The organism is Botrimarina mediterranea, from assembly GCF_007753265.1.
GTDB classification, from domain to species: domain Bacteria; phylum Planctomycetota; class Planctomycetia; order Pirellulales; family Lacipirellulaceae; genus Botrimarina; species Botrimarina mediterranea.
In genome coordinates this window covers 4,853,120-4,870,670 of sequence record NZ_CP036349.1, presented here as the reverse complement: position 1 = coordinate 4,870,670, position 17,551 = coordinate 4,853,120, and the positions used below count along the sequence as shown (strand labels likewise).

13 protein-coding genes are annotated in these 17,551 nt (G+C 63.1%); 8 read left to right on the top strand and 5 right to left on the bottom strand.

Translation table 11 applies throughout. The annotated features are described in order from the left end of the window. The first annotated feature begins 152 nt into the window (after window positions 1–152). From Spa11_RS18735 to Spa11_RS18720, 4 genes are all read left to right on the top strand, one after another. Complete coding sequence (locus tag Spa11_RS18735) at window positions 153–1,640, top strand: hypothetical protein (RefSeq protein ID WP_145115173.1); 1,488 nt, start codon at window positions 153–155, stop codon at window positions 1,638–1,640. Between the two features lie 95 nt (window positions 1,641–1,735). Then, the gene (locus Spa11_RS18730; protein WP_145115170.1) at window positions 1,736–2,158 is read left to right on the top strand and encodes a potassium channel family protein; all 423 of its coding nucleotides are present in this window, start codon (window positions 1,736–1,738) and stop codon (window positions 2,156–2,158) included. 588 nt (window positions 2,159–2,746) lie between these two features. Then, window positions 2,747–4,462: a DUF7453 family protein gene (locus tag Spa11_RS18725; protein WP_145115166.1), complete on the top strand. Its 1,716-nt coding sequence runs from the start codon at window positions 2,747–2,749 to the stop codon at window positions 4,460–4,462. Between the two features lie 49 nt (window positions 4,463–4,511). Then, window positions 4,512–5,051, top strand: a complete 540-nt coding sequence (locus tag Spa11_RS18720) for a hypothetical protein (RefSeq protein ID WP_145115163.1) — start codon at window positions 4,512–4,514, stop codon at window positions 5,049–5,051. 219 nt (window positions 5,052–5,270) lie between these two features. Here the strand turns inward: Spa11_RS18720 and Spa11_RS18715 are convergent, their stop codons facing one another. Beyond that, entirely contained in the window at window positions 5,271–6,302 is a 1,032-nt protein-coding gene (locus Spa11_RS18715; RefSeq protein ID WP_197529512.1) for an arabinan endo-1,5-alpha-L-arabinosidase, read from the bottom strand. 320 nt (window positions 6,303–6,622) lie between these two features. Beyond that, window positions 6,623–7,522: a cation diffusion facilitator family transporter gene (locus Spa11_RS18710; RefSeq protein WP_145115156.1), complete on the bottom strand. Its 900-nt coding sequence runs from the start codon at window positions 7,520–7,522 to the stop codon at window positions 6,623–6,625. Window positions 7,523–7,702: 180 nt separating this feature from the next. On the opposite strand from Spa11_RS18710, the gene Spa11_RS18705 reads away from it, so the two are divergent. After that, window positions 7,703–8,329 (top strand): DUF6677 family protein, encoded by a 627-nt coding sequence (locus Spa11_RS18705; RefSeq protein ID WP_145115153.1) that lies wholly within the window; start codon window positions 7,703–7,705, stop codon window positions 8,327–8,329. Between the two features lie 45 nt (window positions 8,330–8,374). After that, the gene (locus Spa11_RS18700) at window positions 8,375–8,578 is read left to right on the top strand and encodes a hypothetical protein (RefSeq protein WP_145115150.1); all 204 of its coding nucleotides are present in this window, start codon (window positions 8,375–8,377) and stop codon (window positions 8,576–8,578) included. A 476-nt stretch (window positions 8,579–9,054) separates the two neighbouring features. Here the strand turns inward: Spa11_RS18700 and Spa11_RS18695 are convergent, their stop codons facing one another. Beyond that, window positions 9,055–9,417: a hypothetical protein gene (locus tag Spa11_RS18695; protein ID WP_145115147.1), complete on the bottom strand. Its 363-nt coding sequence runs from the start codon at window positions 9,415–9,417 to the stop codon at window positions 9,055–9,057. Between the two features lie 579 nt (window positions 9,418–9,996). On the opposite strand from Spa11_RS18695, the gene Spa11_RS18690 reads away from it, so the two are divergent. Next, on the top strand, window positions 9,997–10,554 hold the full coding sequence (locus tag Spa11_RS18690; protein WP_145115144.1) for a PRC-barrel domain-containing protein: 558 nt from the start codon (window positions 9,997–9,999) through the stop codon (window positions 10,552–10,554). Window positions 10,555–10,657: 103 nt separating this feature from the next. Here Spa11_RS18690 and Spa11_RS18685 read toward each other — a convergent pair whose 3' ends face one another. Continuing rightward, window positions 10,658–12,673 (bottom strand): hybrid sensor histidine kinase/response regulator, encoded by a 2,016-nt coding sequence (locus Spa11_RS18685; RefSeq protein WP_145115140.1) that lies wholly within the window; start codon window positions 12,671–12,673, stop codon window positions 10,658–10,660. Between the two features lie 582 nt (window positions 12,674–13,255). On the opposite strand from Spa11_RS18685, the gene Spa11_RS18680 reads away from it, so the two are divergent. Continuing rightward, complete coding sequence (locus Spa11_RS18680; protein ID WP_145115137.1) at window positions 13,256–15,664, top strand: response regulator; 2,409 nt, start codon at window positions 13,256–13,258, stop codon at window positions 15,662–15,664. 279 nt (window positions 15,665–15,943) lie between these two features. Here Spa11_RS18680 and Spa11_RS18675 read toward each other — a convergent pair whose 3' ends face one another. After that, window positions 15,944–17,461: a sigma-54-dependent transcriptional regulator gene (locus Spa11_RS18675; RefSeq protein WP_145115134.1), complete on the bottom strand. Its 1,518-nt coding sequence runs from the start codon at window positions 17,459–17,461 to the stop codon at window positions 15,944–15,946. Window positions 17,462–17,551 lie beyond the last annotated feature (90 nt).

Below are 17,551 nucleotides of genomic sequence, written 5' to 3'. Positions count from 1 at the left end.
TCAACCCTAACGCCAAGTGGTAAATTGCTTATCGCAGCAGGTCCCGCGATCCTCCGTTCGCTGGGGCCAACCTGTTAGTAAGCCGATTCACGTTGGGCCGAGACGGTAGCCTCTCTTCATTAAGAACGTCCGCATTCCCAAGGTTGTTTACGATGTCGCTTCCTAAAACGACGGCCTGTTTCGCTGGGATGCTGTTGGTCTGCTGCTGGATTCCCCCCGCTTTCGGTGAGGGTTTTGAGAGCTTGATGGCAAAGGTTCCCAGCGACGTAAATCTCGTCGTGATGGTAAACGCTGAGAAAATCTTCGCTAGCGAGGCCGGCGTCGCCGGCGGCTGGCGACAAGAGTACCAATCCCGATTCGCGGCCGCGCCGCTCCGAATGCCGCCTGACGCTAGGCAGTATGTCTTGGCGGCCTCAATTGACCTGGCGACTCTCACGCCAAGTCGCGAAACCGCGGTCACACGGATAAACACCGACCTCAGCATCCCGATGGTCCAACGCCTAGTTGGGGGATCGCTCGACGAGATCGCGGGTCGGGAGGTCGTTTCAACGCCGCGCGACGGTCACATTATCAAGCTGGGCCCAAGTGAGTTCGCGATTGTTCGACCGAGCGACCGCCAATCGACGGGGCGTTGGTTGAGCGCCGTCATCGATCGTGACAAACCCGCATTGTCCCCCTACCTAGCTAAGGCCGCTCAGTACCCCGACCGGGTCGGTACGGAACTGATTATGGCGCTCGACTTGACGGGCGCGGTGGGTCAAGCCGCGGCGCGCGACGCGCTCAACGGCTCGAAAGTCCTCGCTGACGAAGGCGTCGATCTCGATCAAGCGGCCGCCGTCCTGGCGAGCGTCCGTGGACTGACTCTCGGCGCACGGGTTACCGATCACGTGTCCGGATCGTTGAAAGTGGACTTTGAACAATCGGTCTCTCCCCTCGAGCCCGTCGCCAAGCCCCTGATGCTAGAGGTGCTCGCCGAGGCGGGTCTCGCCATCGACGAGTTCAACGACTGGAAGCCGCAAACCGACGAGCACTCGATCCGCCTCTCGGGCGAGCTGACAGGCAGCGGGCTGCGGAGGATTTTTAGCCTCTTTGAGCTCGACGGCACGGTCCTCGATCAAGCGGCCGACGACAACGGGGGCGGAGTGAATCCCTCCGAGGATCGCTACGCGGCAACCGCAGACGCAACGCTCGCCTACTTTCGAGGGATCGAGGAACACCTCAAGGACCTGAGTCGCGAGCACGGCGCGTCGTCCTACTACACAATCGGACGTTGGTTCGATAAGTACGCCAAACGAATCGATCGCATGCCCATCCTGAACGTCGATCCCGAACTCGTCGAGTTTGGCTCGCAAGTAGTCGGCCAGCTTCGTGACTGTGTGGACGCGATCAAAGGGAGCGGGATCCGCAGCGAGGCCCGCGGCGCCTCGGTCGAACCGGTGTACGACTACTACCCCGTCTTTGTTGGCAGCAACTATGCGGTCCGGGACGATATGCGAGAGGTCGAGTCGCAACGACGTGCGATTCGCGCGAACGAGCAAGCGCAGAGCTCGACGACGGTGCGGGGCGTCGTCCGTCAAATGCAAGACGGCATGTCCGGCATGCGGCGGCACATGACGCAGAAGTACCAAGTCGAGTTTTAATATAGCTTAGCTAACGTAAGCTTTACAGCCGCCTCTGCGAGCCCGTGCGGCGCTCGCGGGGCGAAGCGGTTGATCTCGATGAGGCTTGAACCGCTATGCTCCTCTTCGTGATCGCCCTGTTGCTCACCACGATCACCGTGCTGATTCACAGCGTGGGGATGTACGTGTCATTGACGTTCTGCCAGCGGTTTTGGAAAGCCCGGTCTCGGCATCGATGGATTCGAACCGAGGTTCTGATGGTCTCGCTCGTCGGCGGGCTGCTGGTGACGCACCTGCTGGAGATGGGTGTCTGGGCGACGCTCTACTGGTCGTGGGGCATGCTCCCCGATTTCGAGACGGCCGCTTATTACTCGTCCACCAGCTACACGACCGTTGGCTACGGCGATGTGGTGCTCCCCACGAAGTGGCGCATGCTCGGCCCGGTGGAAGCAAGCGTCGGCGTTCTGATGTTGGGGTGGTCGACCGCCATCATCGTGGCGATCGTTCAGAAGGTCTCTCGTGAAGGGCCGAAGGATTGATCGAGGAGACATCGTTGGGCACGCTGACCTCGTCGACGAGGGCTCTCGCTCTGCCGTCGCCGTTCACGGACCCTTCTGGGTCGCGACTGGTGCTGAGTGGAACTACCCTCGCCCCGCGTCGCCTTGGTGGATTTACCCCAAAAACCCCCCGCCGGGAGAACCACCTCCCAGCCGCCACGACAGACGCTCCCTGGCATGCGTTCTGAGGGCCGTAGGGGCTACGTGGAGTGGCGATTGGGTGTTCGCCCGTCCATGTGTAGGGTGAGGGTGACGAGGCCCGGATGGGGCCTCTACGGGGCTCTGGCGCGGTGGGCGGATATTCGGGTTTTCCGGCGGCTTTTTGGGCGGGGTTTGGCCACCGAGGCGGCTGAGTAGGGTGGGACGGTTCTGGGTCCCGGCTAAACGACGTTTCGAATGAAGCGGGCGGGCTCCAACTCTAGCGCCGCAACGGGCCCTTCGTAGGGATATGAATTGGTTCCTTCGTCGTGCCATCGGTGTCGCGTGCTTGTTTGATCGCTTGCGCCAGCCCGCTTAAACTTCCTCCGTTGTTATTTATCGACTCGGAACCGTCTTCTCAGAGGTTGGCAAGTGGCCGTTGCTCAATTACGCCGCTCGATGGTCTGCTGCGAGATCTGGCTTGTAGTGCTGACGGTGCTCGCCCTGTTTCCAGCGCCTTGCCGAAGCGAGTTGGGCAAGCATCAGGTCGTGATGATCTCCGGACAACAGGCGCCGGGCGTCGCTGATGGCGTGACCTTTAGAAGCGTAAGCCAACAGGAGATTCTTGCGCCGCTGCTCAATAACCAAGGCGACTTGTTCTTCCTGACCTGGCTAGAGGGACCGGGCGTCGATACCACCAACGACTGGGCGAACTACTTCTACGACGGCGATTCTCTACGGCTGGTCGCTAGGGAGGGGGAGACCGCCGCCGGGCAACCGCGCGGGGTACGGTACGAATCGCTCTACTTCGGTCATCGCAATCTCAGTGAGCAAGGCGCCGTGGCCTTCGGCGCGGACTTGACGGGCGGAGACGTCACCGGCGCCAGCGACTTTGCTCTTTTCGAGTCGCAGGCAGGAACGACAACGACCGCGGCGCGGCTCGGCAGCCCGATTACGTTCCCCAACGTCGGCGAACGCACGTTGACGGGACCAATCTCCAATGTCACGTACGACAGCAACGGGTTCCTCCACTACAGTTCGCGCGTCAACGACGTGTCAGGGAATGAGTCAACTCAAGCTTTCTTCCGTGTCCGTAGCGGACGATCGACGCCGTTGTTTGGCCAAACATCCGCCTACCCCGATCCCTTACAGTTCGTCACGCAAGTCTCCCTGGAAGAGAACGGCGGAAGCAGCGCGGCGGTGACTCGTCTGCTGCCGCTGGGCAATCGGCGCGTCGATTCGCAGATTATCGACTTCCGTGGCGGCTCGGCGACTCCGATCGTCAACGAGGGAGACCTCCCTCCCGGCTATCCGGAGTTTACGGAGTTTGGGAATCCCAATATCACCACGCCGTTCATGAACGTCGCTCGGAATGCGGAAGGGAAGACCGTCTTCACCTCGTGGCTCTACAACGGCATCTTCGCCGGAAACGGGTTGCGTCGTTCGGTGTGGGCTTACGACCCGAGCCTGGACGAGCCGTTGCGTGAAGTCATCGCGGCGACACAAACGCTTGCGGCGCGCCCCGATTTCCGGGTGTCGGACATCTATAGCGACGGGAGCGTTCAGCCGCTGCAGATCAATGACCTCGGCGACGTGGCGTTCTACGCCAACCTCTCCAGCATCGCCGCCCCTGGCGAAAACCACATGGCGTTGATGGTCGAACGCGATGGCGTGCTGGATTGGATCTATAGGGACGGGGAACAAGTCCCGGGCCTGCCCGCGGGAACAACGTTTTACCGGAACCCGACCTTCACCAGCGAGTCGGGCATTCAGATGAACCGAGTCGGGCAGATCGCCTTCAGCGCCAGCTATCGAAATCCCGACGGCAGTTTTGGTGGTGGGGTTTTTCTAGCCGAGCGTGAGGGCGGCGTGATTCCGCTTGTGTTGAGAGGTGACCAAGTCGAAGTCGAGCCTAACGACGTCCGAGAAATCCAAGGCATGGCCTTCGCCTCCGACGCCTCGCCCGGCGGGGGGCTCGCTAGCGGATTCAATGACAACGGCGACCTGGCGGTGCTCGTCCGGTTTACCGACGACACAACAGCGATTCTGCTCGTCGATGCGATTCCCGAGCCCACCACCATGAGTCTGCTCGGATTTGCTTTGATGGCACCAATTCCCCGGCGCCGAGTTGGAGTCTATAGGTACTAACTGGGCTTGGCAGGTGAGGGCTGCCCTACACGTTCGGGAAACTTTTCGCGTGGACGCATTTGAGCACGTTGTCGCTGGGATCCATGATCGACAAGGATATTGGACTGCGATCAGTCATAAAGTCCCGTTAACAGCCAAGGACAAGGCGGAGATTGGCCGAATTTCTTCTCCACGCTGGGAGATTGATGTCATCGCGTACAAGCCCACGGAGAATGTGGTCAAAGCGATCGAGTGCAAGAGCTACCTGGATAGCCCCGGCGTCGCGCGTCGTGGCTTCGAAGGAGGTAAGAACCTCAAGTTGTTCAATGAGCCGGTGCTGCGTCACGTTGTCTTGTCACGGCTCCTTCAATCACTCAAAGAGTCGGGCGCCATTCTTCCCAATGCCTCCGTCCAGCTTTGTCTCGCAGCGGGTCGGATGGTCACGAAGCATCGGCCGTGGGTCGAAGAGCATTTTGCGAAGAGCGGATGGGAGCTAATTACGCCCGAAGACATCCGGCAGCGAATCGTAGCAATGGCAGACGGGGGCTACGAAAACTCCATTGAGGCGGTCACAGCGAAAATGCTGTTGCGAAATCAGAAAGTCCTTTAGTTTGGTTTCCTAGCTTGAACCGTCACGCGTCAATGGTAAGCGTTTGCTCGATCGGTGGGCTACTTTGGTTGTGCACCTTTGCAAGACCACGGATGACACGAATCGCATGGAGGAGGTAGCACCACCTCTTCTATCCGAGGTATCGGTGTCATCCGTGGTTACATCGTCTAGTGGCGCGCCGGGGGCTGCCGCCCTCGGCTGAGGATCGAAGGTTAGTGGTTACGGCGTTGCGACGGGTTCGCCGACTTTGGGCCAGCCTTCTTCGCCCCACGTTAAGGGACGCACTTGCAGGATGCGGTGGGCGTCGAGGTTCTGCATGTCGTACGTGTGGTGCACCATCCACTGTTTGCCGTCGGGCCATTCTTCGCTGGGGGGGCTGGTGAGGACGCCGTTGTGGCCGGGGCCGCGCCAGCGCTCGCTGCTTTCGAGGATGATCGTGCCGCCCCCTTCGAGCATCGGCTTGCCCTCGGCGTCGACGTACGGGCCTAGCGCATCCTTGCTGCGGCCGACGGCGACGCGGTAGGTGCTGTCGGCGCCGTCGCAGCAGGAGTCCCACGATACGAACAGGTAGTAGTAACCGTCGTTGAAGAGCACGTACGGCGCCTCGATGACGCGGTTCGGCGCGTCGGGCCGCGCGGCGACCGCTTGGATCTCGGCGCCCTCTTTGAACTTGCCCGTGGCGGGATCGACCTCGGCCGCCTTGAGGCCGGTCCAGTACGAGCCCCAGTAGAGGAGCCAGCGGCCGTCTTCATCGACGAGCAGCGCGGGGTCGATCGCGTTGAAGTTGGTCGTCTCGGGGCTCGACGCGACCACCAGGCCGCGGTCGTCCCACTTGTAGTCGGGGCTCTCGGGGTCGAGCGACTTGTTCACGGCCAAGCCGATGACCGACTTCTGGCTGCCGAAGGTCGAGACGCTGTAGTAGAGGTAGTAGAGTCCGTCGTGGTAGCTGAGGTCGGGCGCCCAGATGCCGTCGGTCCCCGGGATCGCGCGGCGCGCCCAACGCGGAACAGCGCGATCAAAGACGCGGCCGTAGGGTTCCCACGACTTGAGGTCGGTGCTGCGGAGCAGCTTCACGCCGCGGCCGGTAGCGGCGACGTAGTAGGTGGTGTTGCCGTCGTCATCGGTGACCGCGACCCCCGTCGGGTCGGCGGCGCCGTTGAGTAGGCCCTGACGCGGATCGGCTTCCGCGGCGTGGGTCGTCGCGGCGAAGCAGGCAAGAATGGTGATTGAAACGAGCGGGGGACGTCGCAAGGAGTGAGTCATTGGTTGTAGGGCGGGTGTCGTTCGCCGAAATGAGAGTGGGTTGGAAGTGCTACGACAGTTTACCACGGAAAGGAGGCTCCGTGGCGAGTCGAGGCAGGGCCCGAAAATGACGCCAACAAAGAAGAAGGTTTGAACCACGAAGGGCACAAAGGGCACGAAGAAGGAGTGAGCCCGGTGGGAAATCTATAGGGTACCAACCCTATCGGTCGATCCACCTCACGTCCTTTTCTTAGTGTCCTTCGTGCCTTTCAGTTCATTCCTTCCTTCGCGCCGATTCGCGTCCTTCGCGGATAAGAAGACAACTCAGTTCAGACACGGCCAGGATCGTTTAGATGACAAGACCCGGTGCCGCGTTCGATCTGGAGCGTCGTATGCTCGATGCCAAAGCGGTCGTGTAGCGCGTCGGCGGTGCGGTGGAGGAACTCGTCTTCGTCCGTGAGTGTGGGCCGTACGAGGTGCGCGGTGAGCGCAGTTTCGCTCGTGCTCATCGCCCAAATGTGGAGGTCATGCACCGCGGCGACGCCGTCGAGGCTGGCGAGATAGTCGTGCACCTCGGTGGGGTCGATGCCTTCGGGCACGCCCTGGATCGCCAGGTTGACCGACGCCAGCAGAAGACTCCATGTGCTGAAGAAGATCACGGCGGCGATCACCAGGCTCGTAGCGGGATCGATCCATGTCCAACCGGTGGCGTAGATTCCCAAGCCGGCGAGCACCACGCCGACAGAGACGCCCGCATCGGCGGCCATGTGGAGGAAGGCGCCGCGGACGTTGAGATCATGTTGCCGGCCTGACCAGAAGAGCAGGGCGGTAGCCGTGTTGATGACGACGCCGATCGAGGCGACGACAACCACCGGTAGCCCGACGATCTCGGCGGGTTCGGCGAGTCGGTGAACCGCTTCCCAGGCGATAGCCCCAATGGCCGCCAGCAGCAGCAAGGCGTTGCCGAGCGCCGCGAGCACGCTCGCCCCGCGCCACCCGTAAGTGCGTCGCGGCGAGGGGGCGACGGACGCCAGCGTGTGCCCGCCCCAAGCGAGCAGCAAACCGACCACGTCGCTCAAGTTGTGGCCGGCGTCGGACAGCAGGGCCAGGGAGCCGATAGCGAACCCGTAGCCAGCCTCAACAGCGACGTAGATCAGGTTGAGCGCGACGCCGAGGGCGAACGCCTTGCCGTATTCCGCGGGGGCGGGGTGGTGATGCGAGTGGGACATGACGCCCGATTTTGCCGTCTGCAATCGGTCGCTGGCAGTGGTCGTTCCGTCATGCGGCCGACAAACGCCGCGTTTTCCGCGACCGACGATCGGCTAGCCGGGGGTGGGGCGGTCGCCGTAGAATCTGGGATTCGCGGAACTGCCGCGATCTCGACTCTAGTCTCGACCCCTGGCGCCCCCTTGGCCGACACGACCGAACCGACGCCCGTTCACCTGCCCAATCCAAAGCTCGCCGCGTTGCTGGCGTGGCTTTTCCCGGGGCTGGGGCATCTTTATCAGGGACGCCGCCGCAAGGGCGTCCTGTTCATGGCGTCGATCGTGAGCCTGTTCCTGGCGGGGATGGTCATCGGCAAGGGCCAGGTGGTCTACGCCTCGACGCTGCCGCTCGCGCCGGTCCCGCCGTTCCTCTACGACGGTTGGCCGTTCATTTGCCAGTCGGGCATCGGCGTCGTGGCGATCCCCGGCTGGATCGAGCGCTCGCGGTACATGGCGAACGAGGGCCCGCTCTTCATCTCGGCGTTCTACCCGCCGCCGTCGAGCGAACGCGACGCCCGAGAGCGACGCGTCGATCTGACTTCGACCGACGAGTCGGGCGAAGAGGTGCGACACCCCAACGGACCGGCAAAGCGACGCTACGACCTCGGCTTCCGCTTCGAGGTCGGGATGGTCTACACCGTCATCGCCGGTCTCTTGAACTTGCTGGTGGTGTACGACGCGCACTCGGGGCCGATGCTCGCCGAGGAAGAGAAAGAAGACGAAGAGAAGAAAGACGCCGAGAAGTCAGCGCCCGACGGGTCAGCCGCCTAGCACCGCGCGTCGCGCCGACGCCGTCCAATCGTTGAGAAGACTCTGATGGAAATGCTGCCACTGCTCGCCGAGGTCAATCGGCTGTTGTACGCCCCGCCGTTGTTGGTGGCGGTGAGCCTCGTCTACGCCGCGACGCGTCACGAGGATATGCCGTCGATACTGCGTCACGCGGTGCGATTCGGCGTCGGCACGGTGGGTTTCATGGTCGTTGTCGCCGTGGCGATCGAAGCGCTGGCGTTCTTTCAGTAGCGGTTAGCGCTTTGCAGTTAACGTCCATCACGCTCGCGATAGCGTACTTTATTTTGCCGTAGCGTCTCGCGCAGAGACGCGGAGATGCCGAGGGTAGGCAGCGAAGACTCACGCCAAGCAGCCAAGGCGCAAAGACAAATTCGTTGAGAAATGAGCAATGAGCTCAGCCGCGAACGATCGCAGAGCAACGCGTTCTTTGCGGCCTAGCGCCTTGCGTGGGTCTTGAAGGCATCTAACTCCGCGCTTCTGCGTCTCTGCGCGAGACTTCCCCACGTTGCTCCGTGGATCAGAGCGAGGCTAGAAACGCTACGGCCAAGTGAAGCACGCTTTAACAGCTAACAGCCAACCGTTAACCGCAAAAAAATCCCCTCCGTCAGCGGTTCGATGCCTTCGGGACACCGAGCCGCCTCAGGAGGGGCAAGGAAACGCTTCGCGACTACCTCAGAGAAGGTCACCAAGGTAGCGGGGCGATGCGGTTATTGGTTGTCGGCATCGACATCCACATCGGCACGCGGCGTATCGACATCGACACGCTTGCGGCCGGTGGCCGGGTCTTCGGTGACCTCGACGTCGCCGATCGGCGTATCGACGTCGCTGATCGTGCGGTCCGGGGTCACGGCGTCGGAGATGTCTTCGCCGGCCTCTTCCATGCTCTCTCCGAGGGTGTCGTTGTCGGCGTCGTAATCCTGACGCTCTTCCAACTCGACCTCGTCCTCGACGGCCGGGTCATTAATGACCGGCTTTTGGCTTTCATAGGTCGTCGCGTCTTGGCAGCCGGTGAAGGCGGCGAGGCCGGCGAAGGCAGAAGCGGCGGCAAAGTGACGGAGGGTAGAACGCATGATGGTTAGCTCCAGGTAAGTGAAACGGTGTGTGAAAGTTGGTGGCGTTGCAGGCGATGGGCTCTGGAAAACCCAGGAACTGCTTCGCCACCGGTGGGGCAAGCCCCGTGCCAATGCGTGCCCGGGTGCCGGGTTGGCCTAATTGACCAGTTTCATTGCGATAACCGGGCGGAGACGCTGGGCGCCGGCCACGAGGGGTGAGTCGTTGGCGAGCACGGTGGTTGCGGCTCGATCAGCCGGTGGAAAGCGATCCTCTTCCGGTCCCTTCTCGAAATGTCGAGATGTTAAACGGGGAAAGACTGGTTGCTTGAAAATTGGCGTACATGGCGGCGACGCGATCGATACGAACGCCGCGCATCCATGCGAAGACCAACGTGTATCCGTCAACGACTTCATTTAAAGCGAGAACCGGTAGCAAGCGTGCGCTGGCACGCCTTTCGCTTCTCCGTTGCTCAACCTGATGAAGGAAGTCGCGACGCCGAGCTCGGCTCGTCGGCGACTTCCTAGGCGCCGTGGCGTACGCGGCGTGGCGTCGCCGCCACTGGCGCGATCGCACAAACCACACTGTAGGAGAGAACCATGAAGTACTCGATTCTTAGCGCCGCGTTGGCGCTCGGCATTGCCCCGGCGATGCTCGTGGCCCAACAACCCGCGAACCAACCCGGCGTCTCGCAGCCGTATGAAACGAACAAGGCTGTCGCCGATGACCGGACAGTCGATCGCAACGAAATCGATCGTGCGGACGAAGTCACCCCCACGGGCTTGATCCGCGCTAGCCAGATGATGAACGCCGCGGTTTACAACAACGCGGAAGAGCAGGTGGGTACGATCTCGGACGTCGTGCTCGACCAGCGGACCGGGCAGGCCCGCTACGTCGCCCTCTCGACGGGCGGCTTCCTTGGCCTCGGCGACGCGCTGCACGCCATCCCCTTCAAGTCGGTGAAGACGCAGGTGCATGATGGCGACGAGGTCTTCGTCCTCAACATCGACGCCGAGCGTCTCGAGAACGCCAAGGGCTTCGACCAGGACAACTGGCCGAACATGGGCGACCGTAATTGGCAGCAGACCAACGACCGCCAGTACGGTGACTATGATCGTCAGTACGGTGACAGCGACCGCGTCGCGCCGCAGCAGTGATCTGCTAGCGGATAGCAACTAGGCGTTGCGGAACCCCGTACCTTCTTCGGAAGGGGCGGGGTTCTTTTATGGTTCTTTTATTTAGTCCTGAGGGCTTGGGTGATCAGGCAGACGATCGAACCAGAGCCGCTTGCACCTCGGTCTCGAGCAAGTTCCAGTCGATCGGTTTTGGAATATAAGCGTTGCAGCCCGCTTCGAGGCAGCGCTCCCGGTCGCCAAGCATGGCGCTCGCCGTGAGAGCGATGATCGGGATGTCCTCCCCCGCGGCGCGGAGACGCTGGGCCGCTTCGTAGCCCGACATGACGGGCATGTTCATGTCCAACAGCAGCACGTCGTAGGGGTCGCCCGCCTCGTGCGCTGCGCTAAGCTGCTGGAGAGCCGACTTGCCGTCGTCGACGAAGTCGATCCGCGTGGCGTGCGGCGTGAGAATCTTGCGGAGCAGGAACTGGATGCTGGCCGTGTCCTCGGCGACGAGGATCGCTCCTTTGCGCTCGATCTTGACCGCAACGCTCGACTGCTTCGCCCGGCGGTCGGCCATGTTACGCAGGCGCTGCATCGGCGGCTCGATGTAGGGCAGGTGCAGACAGAAGGTCGATCCCTTCCCGACTTCACTTTCGAGGGTCAGTCTCCCCCCCAGCAGGGACGCAAGCCGCGACGCGATCGCCAGCCCCAGGCCAGCGCCGCTGTTGACGCTGTGTGATGCGGCGCCGGGGAGTGTTCCCTCGTGGGCCTGGTGGAAGGCGTCGAAGACGGCGTCCTGCTCGTCGTCGGCGATGCCGATGCCGGTGTCCTCGACGCAAAACAGCATCTCACGTTGGCCGTCAGTCGTTTCGGAGGAGACCGAGAACCGAACGGAGCCCTCTTTTGTGAACTTGATGGCGTTGGAGACGAGATTCGAGACGATCTGCCGCACCCGCGCCGGGTCCGTTTGCAAATGACGCGGTAGAGGGTCTTGGAGATCGAGCGAGAACGCGAGCCCTTTGGCCAGCGCCAACGGCTGCATCAGCGAGCGGATGTCTTCGGCGAGGGTGATGACGTCGCAGACACCCTGCTTGCGGACGGTGAGCCGGCCGGCCTCGATCTTCGAAAGGTCGAGAACGTCGTTGAGCAAGTGGAGCAGGAGTTGTCCCTGGCGGTGGATCAGGCTTGCGGTCGCGGAAGTCGATGCGTCCGGCGCCTCGCGAACGAGCGACTCGGCGCAGCCGAGGATCGCGGTCAACGGCGTGCGGATCTCGTGGCTGGTGTTCGCAAGGAACTGGCTCTTGGCGTTGCTGGCGGCCTCGGCTTCGAGTCGGGCTTTGGCGAGGTCCTGTTCGATGAGCTTCTGTACGGTGACGTCGTAGTTGACGCCCACCAGCCGCCGATGCCGTCCTGGCTCTTGGACAAGCCGACCGCGTCCGGCGATCCACTTGCGCTCGCCGTCGGGCGTCGTGATCCGGAAGACGTGATCGTAGGTCGCGCCGTACTCAATTGTCAGCTTCAGGACGCGTTGCAGCTCGTCGCGGTCGTGCTCGTCCACGAGCTTGTAGAAGTCGGTGATTTGGACGATGGTTTCGCCCTCTTCTACGCCGGGGTGGCCCGTCATGCCGACGAGGGCGGCCTCGGTGGCGTCGAGACGCACCTCGCCGGTGTCGAGGTTCCATTCCCAAGCTCCCATCGATCCCGCGGCGAGCGCCATTGAGAGCCGCTCTTTTACTTCCTCCAGACGCAGCGTCTGCCGATCGACTTCTTGCTGAAGTTCTTCGGGACTGCGAAAGAGCAACAGGTGCGGCAGGTAGTACGCCAGCGTGATGGCGGTCAGACACGACGAAACCGCGGTCACGACCTTCACCACGGCTGAGAGCCGGTAGATGGGATGCCAGAAGATGATCGCCTCGATCAAATGGACCGAGCCGCAGGCGAGGATGAAGATGGCAAAGAGCACGAGAAGCCGCGGCGCCGGCAGATGGCGGGCGCGGCGCAGAGCGATCAGCAGCAGGATGGGGATCGCCACATACGCCGTTGCCGTGGCGATGTCGGCGACAATGTGGGTCCAGCCGAGCCAAGGCTCCTGGCTCCATGCCGACCCGCAATTCCACCGCGCTGGAAACCCCTCGGTATCGAGGAGGAAACCTGTCATAAGGGAGAGAGTCACCAGGGGTGGAGTTTTCGGGCGCCCGCGCCCTTCGAGAGCGGCAATTCTCCAGAGCGAACCGCGTGCCGACAAGCGGCCCGACAGCAGACGGCACAGTACTTGCTCAACGTGTTTAGCCCGCCTGAATTGCGCTCTGCGAACGCGCGGCGCCGGGGGCGCCAAGTCCTTCCTCGGAGTGCATTATCGCGCAACCCACCTCAAATGGCCGAAGTCTCTCCGCAACCCTCTGTGGAGACGGCTTCGCTGAATCCATCCCACCGACGAATCGAGCGCTCCTGTGCTGGCGCTAAGGCCGAGAAGCCCGCGATCGCTGTGCGGGTATGGCCGTCGATCAACCAGTTGGATCGATTGCCAGCCAGCGGGGTGGCCGCTCGGGCTTCAAAGAAGAGTTGAGCCGAACGGTTCGTGGCGCCGACAGTCGCAGAGGTTGTGCAGGTGGAAGCGGCGGGAAACGGCAGAAATCGACCCATGGATCGATGCAACGGAAAGATAACCTCCAAGGATTGACATAACGACAGTTTGAGGCGGACCGGGTCCGCTAACTCGAGCGTTGAAGGCGGCGGTGGGATGAGCAACCGAAGGGCAGACGAGCATGCCAACGGCGCCGGAGGTTTGTTGTCGGCCGTCCTGGCGTCGTGCCGCGATGCGATCATCGCCTGCTCTTCAGACGGCGTCGTCGAGGAGTGGAACCGGGGGGCGGAAGAGGTCTTCGGCATCAGCCGCGACTCGGCTCTCGGCGAGTCGATCACTCGATTTATCCCAGCCGATCGCCGCGATGAGATCGACCGGCTCGTCAACGAGTCGATGGCGGGTCGAGCCGTGGCTCACTACGAGACCCAGCGGCTGCGATCTGGCGGGGAGAGCTTCCCGGCCGCTGTCTGCGGTTTTCCGCTGCGGGACGCGGCGGGGCAGGTCACCGGCTTTGCGACGATCGAGCGCGACCTCACGGACCGTGTCCGCGGCGCCCAGGCTCTTCGTGAGGCACTGGCGGCTGCGGAATCGGCGAGCCAGACCAAGAGTCGCTTCCTGGCGAACGTCAGCCATGAGCTCCGGACGCCGATGAACGCGATCATGGGGATGACCTCCCTAGCGTTGGAAGAGCAGATGCAGCCCGAGCTGCGCGACTGTCTGGAGACCATCCGTGACTCGGCCGACACGATGGTCAACCTCATCAACGACGTTCTCGATCTGTCGCGCTTCGAGTGCGATGAGTTCGAGCTCGAGGAAGTCGAATTCGAGTTCCGCGATACCATCGAGACGGCGAGCAAGGTGCTCGGCGCCGCGGCTCATGCGAAAGGGATCGAGCTGGTTTGCCGGATCGCGCCGGACACTCCCGAGCTAGTGATCGGCGACCCTGCCCGGATGCGGCAGGTGCTCACCAACCTGATCGGCAACGCGGTGAAGTTCACCTCGCAAGGCCATGTCCTGGTCGAGGTGAGCCCGCTGGTGACGGAGAGCACTCGCTGTCGGATGCGCCTCAGCGTCTCTGACACGGGGATCGGCATCAATGAGAAGGACCAGGTGCGTATCTTTGCTCCGTTCACGCAGGTGGATGGGTCTTCCATCCGCAACTACGGCGGGTCGGGGTTGGGGTTGGCGATCACCAGGCATCTGGTCGATTGCTTCGGCAGCAAGCTGCAAGTGGAGAGCGAGTTCGGCCGCGGCAGCCATTTTTGGTTCGACATCACGCTCCCGATCCCCGAAAAGAAGCAGGCGAAATCAGAACACGTTGCCGATCAGCTGAGCGGGCTGTCTGCCCTTGTCGTGGACGATAACACCGCTAGTCGGTCGGCCTTAGCGGAACAACTCGGCGCGTGGGGGATGAATGCCGACACGGTAGATTCGGGCGACGAGGCGCTGCGGAAGCTCCGCCGATCCGCGGACGCCGGCAATCCTTACGACCTCGCCATCATCGACGCCCAGATGCCAGGGATGGACGGCTTCTCGGTCGTCTCCCACATCGAGGGCGAGCGGACGATCAAGACCAAACCGATCTTGATGTCTTCGACAATCGACCGCCTGGAGTTCAGCCGCCGCTGCGCGGAGGCCGGCGCGACGGCGTTTGTATCCAAACCCATCAGCCAATCGCAGCTCTTCAACGCCGTCACGCAGGCGACGGGCGCCGCGGCGCTGGAGGGAGAATCTCGGCTGGGGCTGTACGATCGCCCCCACGCGGCGCCACGGCGCGTGCTGCTGGTGGAGGACACGCCCGCCAACCGCAAGGTGGTCCAGCGGGTGCTCCAGCGACGCGGGCATGAGGTGATCGTCGCCGTGAACGGCAGCGAAGCGATCGAGGCCTTCAAGAGTGGCGTCTACGACCTCGTCCTGATGGACGTGCAGATGCCGATCATGGATGGGTTGCAAGCCACCGAGGCTATCCGCGATCTCGAACGAGAAGAGTCGCGTCAGCCAACGCGCATCCTGGCGATGACGGCTCACAACTTGCGTGGCGACCGTGAGCGTTGTCGTCGGGCGGGCATGAATGGATACTTGGCGAAGCCCTTGGACCTCGCCGAGCTGCTTGATCTTGTCGAAAGCGAGGAGGATTCCCCGCGCATGGAACCGAACCCCACTCAACCGCTCAATGCGAGGACGCAAGGCGAAATGTCCGCATTAGATAATCCAAGTCCCACTCCCGCCGCCGACCTGCCAACCGCCCTCGCGCGGCTGCGAGACGACAAGGGCCTGCTGTGCGACATGATTGGCTTCTTCCTCGAGGACTCGCCGCGGCTGCGCGAGACGCTGCGGGAGAGCCACCAAGCGGGGGACTACGCCACGCTCCACCGCACAGCGCACAGCCTCAAAGGCCTGGCTGCGAACTTCGACGCTCATGCGGCAATCGAAGCGGCGCGTGATCTCGAAGACGCCGCCAAGAACGAAGAAGCCGACGCGATCCCGGCCCTCCTGGATCGGGTGGATAACACCTGCGACGAGCTGGTCCCGTTCTTAGAGAACTACCGGAAACAGTCCAAGTAAGGCATAAGGCGGGGGGATCAAGAAGAACCGGGGGCTAAGGCCCCGCGGCTGATTTCAACTTATCAGCCGCGGGGCCTTAGCCCCCCGGTTACTCAAGGCCACTAGAGCACGCCACCAGAGCACGCTTGACCAACCCGTAGCGTCTGAGCCGTGGGCGGCAGCCCCCGGAGTGGAGGACGAGTTGTGCCGCCCACCGAGGGCTCGCGCCCTCGGCTCAGATATCCGCTGATGGGCGCCCGTTGCGGCTCGGCGTCGCATGCCCTTGCCTCGGGCCCGGCGTCAGCTTTCGACGTGGACGTCCGGGCCGATCACGATGCCGTTGGTGCGGATCTTGTTCCTTAGGCTGCCCCGGGTGATGCCGAGGATGCGTGAGGCTTCCGACTGGTTGCCGCCCGTATGGGTCAGCACTCGGGTGAGCAACTCCTTCTCCATGAAGGCCAGCGACGCCGCGTAGAGGTCGCCGCGCGAATCGCTCAAACCCTTGGCGATAAACCCGGAGAAGGCGTTGCCGTCGGGGGCGCGGTGCGAGCCGTTCTCACGCCACGTCGCTTCGGGTTCGCCGCCGTTGCCATTACCGTTGCCGTTCGTCGGGGACGGGGTGGGCGCGGCTGCTTTGATCGCCGACGATTGCAGGATCTCAGCGGGGAGAGCCGACGCCATCAGCACCGGGCCCGAGCAGTGCAGCATCGCCTGCTTGACGACGCTCTGCATCTCCCGGACGTTACCCGGCCAGTCGTACGCCAACAGCTTCTGCATCGCGTCCGGCGCGACGCCGTGCACGTCGCGGCCGAGCTCGCGGTTGAGCTGCGCCAGGAAGTGCTGGAGCATCATGACGCGGTCGTCGCCGCGGTCGCGGAGCGGCGGCAGCGTGATCGTGTAGCCGTTGAGGCGGTAGAAGAGGTCGTTGCGGAACTCGCCCGCCTCGCACATCACCTCGAGGTCGCGGTTGGTGGCGGAGATGATGCGGACGTTGGCCTTGATCGTCGTGTTGCCGCCGACGCGCTCGAAGGTCTGCTGCTGGAGCAGGCGGAGCACCTTGCTCTGCACGGTGGGGGACATGTCGCCCACCTCGTCGAGGAAGATGGTGCCGCCGTCGCACTGCTCGAACTTGCCGATGCGGCGGTCGTGGGCGCCGGTGAACGCGCCCTTCTCGTGGCCGAACAGCTCGCTCTCCAGCAGGGTCTCCGACAGCGCGGCGCAGTTCACCGCGAGGAATGGGGCCTTGTTGCGGGCGCCGTGCTGGAAGATGGCGCGGGCGACAAGCTCTTTGCCCGTGCCGCTCTCGCCACGCACCAGCACGGGGACGTCCTGCGGCGCGACGCGGCCGATCGACTTGAAGACCTCCTGCATCGCCGGGCAACGGCCGACGAAGGCGTCGCCGCCGCGGTCCTCGGGCTTGGTGAGGTTGTCCATGCCGACCGGCACGTTGGCCAAGCGGCGCGACTCGATCGCGTTGGAGACGTGCCGCTCGAGCGTCGCGACGTCGATCGGCTTGGTCAGGTAGTCGAAGGCGCCGAGCTTCATCGCCTCGATCGCGGTGTCGCTGCTGCCGGCCGCGGTGGCGATGATCACCGGCAGGTGCGGGTCGCGGGCGCGGATGAGCTTGAAGGCGTCGAGCCCCGACATGTCGGGGAGCATGACGTCGAGCAGCACCGCGTCGGGGGGCGACGCCTCGATCGCTTCGACCCCTTCACCGGCGGTCAGCGCCGAACTGACTTCGACGCCGATACCCTCCAGGGCGATGCGTACGAGGTGGTGGACCGAACGGTCGTCGTCGATTGAGAGTAGGCGTGGCATGATCGTTCACTTCGCGTTGCAGCCGCTCCTGTGGGAGTCAGCGCAACTCTCCAAGAGGTTATGCTTAGGGTAGCAGAGCGTCGGCCGTTG